The following is a 4,087-nucleotide window of genomic DNA, read 5'->3' as shown; positions in this document are numbered from 1 at the left end:
GCAAAATAAGGTGCAATGATCCACTAGAGGGATTTGGTCTGATTTATCGTATACATGGAATCGAGTGTCCCATACGTAATCGCCCCTTACGAGGTGTCTCTTTTTATCAAGATCGTATACTTGGACCTCGCCGTTGAGTTTTTCTCTACACATCTTCTGGACGAGAAACTTGACATGAAACCCCGCCCATTCTAGTTCTTGCCAGCCGGGAAAACCTGCTTCCTTCATCTCCAGGATAGCCTCTCTTCCGTCTACCCCGCGACATTCTCCCCGTGTGATTCCACCCGTTCCATAGTCCTCAAACAATGCCTCTACAATCAGTGCCGCCTCTTCTTCAGGACTCCGCATCTATTCGCACACCCGCCTTTGTCAAGTATTTAACTGCCAACGGGTATTTTTCTTTTGCCTTTTCGATGTTTTTCCTTCTCAGCTCTTGAAGGGTCGTGTAATCCTGTCCGGGAGTTACAGAATCTATCCGTTCTTCAATAACGGGTTGCATTAATTCGTTTCTCTCAAATCCGAAGAAACGCCGCCAGACAGATTTTGCAGCAACTGCAGTGGTCCCCATTCCCATGAAGGGATCGAATACCAGATCGCCCGGTTTGGAACTGAACTCGATGCATTGCCTGACTACTTCAAGGGGCAACGTCGTGCCGTTCTTGACTTCTCCGGCTTTATACTTCCGGTTAATGTCCCAGACATCCAGTGGATAATGTTCTATTTTGTTGAAGTAGTATTTGTTTGGATCTTTGGCAAGCAATAAGACGTGATAATGGCTTGTTACGTATTTTTTCTTTGTAAAGACCCCGAACTGATACTTCCAGATGATGTGATTGATCGTGGTGAGACCGCTGAGCCGTGCCCCCCGCAGAACGTCTTCGAGGTGGTTCCATCCACTGAAAACATAGGCTGTCGCATGTGGTTTCATGACCTTCTGCAACGATGCCATCCACTGTTCCGTGAACTCCCCATAGTCGGCATCGATTTCATGATACGAGTCTACCACCAAATCCCCGTTTCTGTTGTAAACCGACTCTTTGCCTGAGAAGTCAATACCGAACGGAGGATCCGCGACGACCAGGTCCACACTCTCCGGAGGCATCCGCTCCATTCCCCCGATGCAGTCCTCGAAACAGATGGTGTCCTGCCGGACGGGAGAATGAGGCGGTCCTTCGTAGAGTCTTTGTGCCTCCTCCGGGCTCCAGTACTCGTCAGGTACGAACTTTAGACACGCCAATCCGGGGATATACTTCCTCCTGCGTTTCCCTTTTGGGTTGCCCTCTTTAACATCTGATTGAACCATGATACGGATTATAGCGGGCGGAAGCTTAAAATTTTCGGTCCAATCCGGAAAATCTCGGCGGAAAATTAGATGTATTCCGGGGTTTCATCCCACGTGGGAGAGACAGGGTTTAATTCCGCGCGCTCATTTCACTCCTCTACCACTTACGGAACGAGGATGATCTCCCCCTCGATCTGGCAGTAGTCCTCAATGATATCGCGCTCGGTGTCGCCCAGTTCCTCTCGTCTGATCCTCTGCTCATTGATAGGACGCGTTCTCAACCACTCTAGCCGCGCAACTACATCCTCATGACCAATGGTGCCCCTGCTCCGATACTCTGCCCGTTCGAGGTCTCGGCCCTGGCCTTCTTATGTTTGATCGTCTTTTGCTCCCCTGTGCCGGCGCGCCCGACCGGGAACTGCAATAATTTTTGTCGTTTAACCTCTTAGGCCCCGTTGTGGACAGAAGAAAGACACGGCAAAGGAGGTTTTGTTGACTATACAACTGTTGCACCAACAACAATTATCCCTCCGGCCGTCACACCTGAGAATAGGGAGGAATGCTTTACCGATCGACAATCGTCGTTCGCACGAGACTACATTCAACATGAACTGTCCACCAGATCGTGAACTGCTGCCGCCGGAGATCCCCTTTGCGGGACTCATCTCCATCATTCACCGGCTGCATGCAATCTACCAGAACAACGAAGCGAGAGGCCTCGGTCTCACAGCGGGTCAGTTCCCGTTTCTCTTCCACATAGCGCACCGACCCGACATAACCCAGGATGAGATCGCCGAGCAGGCGCATATCGACAAGGGAACGGTTGCCCGGGCCGTAAAGAAACTCGAAGATGGAGGATTCGTCCGCCGTTCTCCCGATCCCCGGAACCGTCGCAGGTATTTCCTCGCCCTGACGAAGAAGGGGAACGCGACCCTGCCCGCAATCATCGAGATCGAGCGGGCATGGGAGAACCTGATCTCGGCGGGGCTGTCTGAGGCAGAACGCGCCCGGTTACACGAAGATGTGTACAGGCTCGCAAAAAACAGCATCGAACAGATCCGGATATGCGGAGAGGTAGAGGTCGATCATGACGTCGCGTGACCCGTCCCGCCAGGAGACCGCCGCCCACACCGGTGTCGCCATCATGACCGGCGACCCGAAGAACGCGATCCTCAAACTCTCGGGACCGATGATCGTCGCGATGCTCCTCATGTCGCTCTACCACCTGATCAACTCCGTCTGGGTGGCGGGCCTCGGCGACGACGCACTTGCCGCCGTCGGGTTCGTCACCCCGTTGTTCATGATCCTCATCGGCATCGGGAACGGTCTTGGAGCCGGGGCGACCTCAGTCATCGCCCGGTGCATCGGATCCAGGAACAAGGCTCGAGCGGACAACGCTGCGATGCATGCGATGGTCCTCACCGGCGTAATTTCCATCGTCCTGACCATCCTTCTGGTCTTCTTCCTCGAGCCCCTGCTCCTCGTGATCGGCGCCGGAGAAACCACCGGCCTTGCAGTCGATTACGGGGAGGCCCTCTTTGCAGGCACCGTCCTCATGCTCTTCAACAGCGTCGCCTACGGTCTCCTCCGTGCGGAGGGCGACGTGAAGCGGACCATGTATGCCATGAGCGCCTCCGCAGTCCTCAACGCGATCCTCGACCCGATCCTGATCTATACCTTTGGTCTGGGCATCGCCGGAGCCGGGTGGGCAACGGTGATCTCGATGGCCACAGTCACCGCCATCATGCTCTACTGGTTCCTCGTAAAAAGGGACACCTACCTCACCCTCTCGTGGAAAAACTTCACCCACGAATGGCGCGTGCACGCCGCCATCCTGCAGGTCGGACTGCCCGCCAGCCTTGAGATGCTCCTGATATCGAGCGTCACCATCATCATCAACGGTATCCTGGTCGCCGTCTCCGGGACCGATGCAGTCGCGGTCTACAGCGCCGGGTGGCGGATCGTGATGATCGCGACCGTCCCGATCATAGCGGTCGGCGCGGCCGTCGTCACCGTTGCGGGGGCCGCATTCGGAGCGAAACAGCCTGAGAACGTGGCGATTACGCACACATACGCGACAAAGGTCGGAGTCGGCGTCGCGATAGCCACCGGTATCCTCTCCGGTATCCTTGCTCCGGTGATTGCCGCGTTATTCTCGTACTCTCCGGATAGCGCACACCTTGCCCCCGCAATCACGGCATTCCTCCAGTCGATGTGCCTCTTCTACATCTTCATGGCTCCCGGAGTTATGTCGAGTTCAATCTTCCAGGCCGCAGGAGACGGGGTGACCGCACTGATTCTGGCGGTCCTTCGAGAGGTGGTCTTCATCGGGCTCTTTGCGTACCTGCTTGCCATCCCCTTCGGTTTCGGGGAATATGGGGTCTGGTGGGGGATTGTCGCCGGACAGACTGCGGGCGGTATTGTTGCACACGTCTGGGCGCGACTCTTCATCAAACGGCTGAAAAGCAATGTTTCCCTGGGGCAGCCCGCACCCGTTGCCTGATTCCCCAAACCATTTTTGAGACAATTCGTGCGGAGATCTTCTTTCCGCCGCCCCGACACTCGCGATCACGGGAGCAAACGTCAAACAGCCACGATAAACGCAAAGATATAACTATCCGAAACATCATAACGCGCCGTATGAGCAGAGACGGTATCAACGCAGCGATCCTGGCTTTGATCGTCGCGCTCGGCGGCATCGTCGCCGGATGCACCGATACGCCGGGGACGACGTCCGCAGGCTCCGCCCCTCCCACCGGGGAGGAGACGCCCCGCCTTCAGCAGACGGCGGAAAGCGCCGGCAAT

General features: G+C 55.7%; 4 protein-coding genes. 2 read left to right on the top strand and 2 right to left on the bottom strand.

Going from position 1 to position 4,087, the window contains the following annotated elements:
• Together BP737_RS02565 and BP737_RS02560 are read right to left on the bottom strand one after the other, a co-directional pair.
• A partial coding sequence (locus tag BP737_RS02565; RefSeq protein WP_292410826.1) for a hypothetical protein occupies window positions 1-348 on the bottom strand: 348 nt, incomplete at its 3' end.
• On the bottom strand, window positions 335-1,303 hold the full coding sequence (locus BP737_RS02560; RefSeq protein ID WP_292410827.1) for a DNA-methyltransferase: 969 nt from the start codon (window positions 1,301-1,303) through the stop codon (window positions 335-337). The genes BP737_RS02565 and BP737_RS02560, both read right to left, overlap by 14 nt.
• A gap of 585 nt (window positions 1,304-1,888) precedes the next feature.
• Here BP737_RS02560 and BP737_RS02555 point away from each other — a divergent pair.
• Both BP737_RS02555 and BP737_RS02550 read left to right on the top strand, forming a co-directional pair.
• Complete coding sequence (locus BP737_RS02555; protein ID WP_292410828.1) at window positions 1,889-2,383, top strand: MarR family winged helix-turn-helix transcriptional regulator; 495 nt, start codon at window positions 1,889-1,891, stop codon at window positions 2,381-2,383.
• Window positions 2,370-3,785, top strand: coding sequence for an MATE family efflux transporter (locus tag BP737_RS02550; protein WP_292410829.1), 1,416 nt, complete (start codon window positions 2,370-2,372; stop codon window positions 3,783-3,785). The genes BP737_RS02555 and BP737_RS02550 overlap by 14 nt, the downstream gene beginning before the upstream one ends.
• Window positions 3,786-4,087 lie beyond the last annotated feature (302 nt).

The organism is Methanoculleus sp. UBA291, assembly GCF_002499755.1.
Lineage (GTDB): Archaea > Halobacteriota > Methanomicrobia > Methanomicrobiales > Methanoculleaceae > Methanoculleus > Methanoculleus palmolei.
Note: the sequence above shows the minus strand (reverse complement) of the source record. Positions and strands in the feature narration are given on the sequence as shown.

What these genes read in the sequence shown, in the direction of transcription:
- BP737_RS02560 (WP_292410827.1), bottom strand. Translation starts at nt 1,303, where the DNA reads ATGGTTCAATCAGATGTTAAAGAGGGCAACCCAAAAGGGAAACGCAGG.
- BP737_RS02555 (WP_292410828.1), top strand. Translation starts at nt 1,889, where the DNA reads ATGAACTGTCCACCAGATCGTGAACTGCTGCCGCCGGAGATCCCCTTT.
- BP737_RS02550 (WP_292410829.1), top strand. Translation starts at nt 2,370, where the DNA reads ATGACGTCGCGTGACCCGTCCCGCCAGGAGACCGCCGCCCACACCGGT.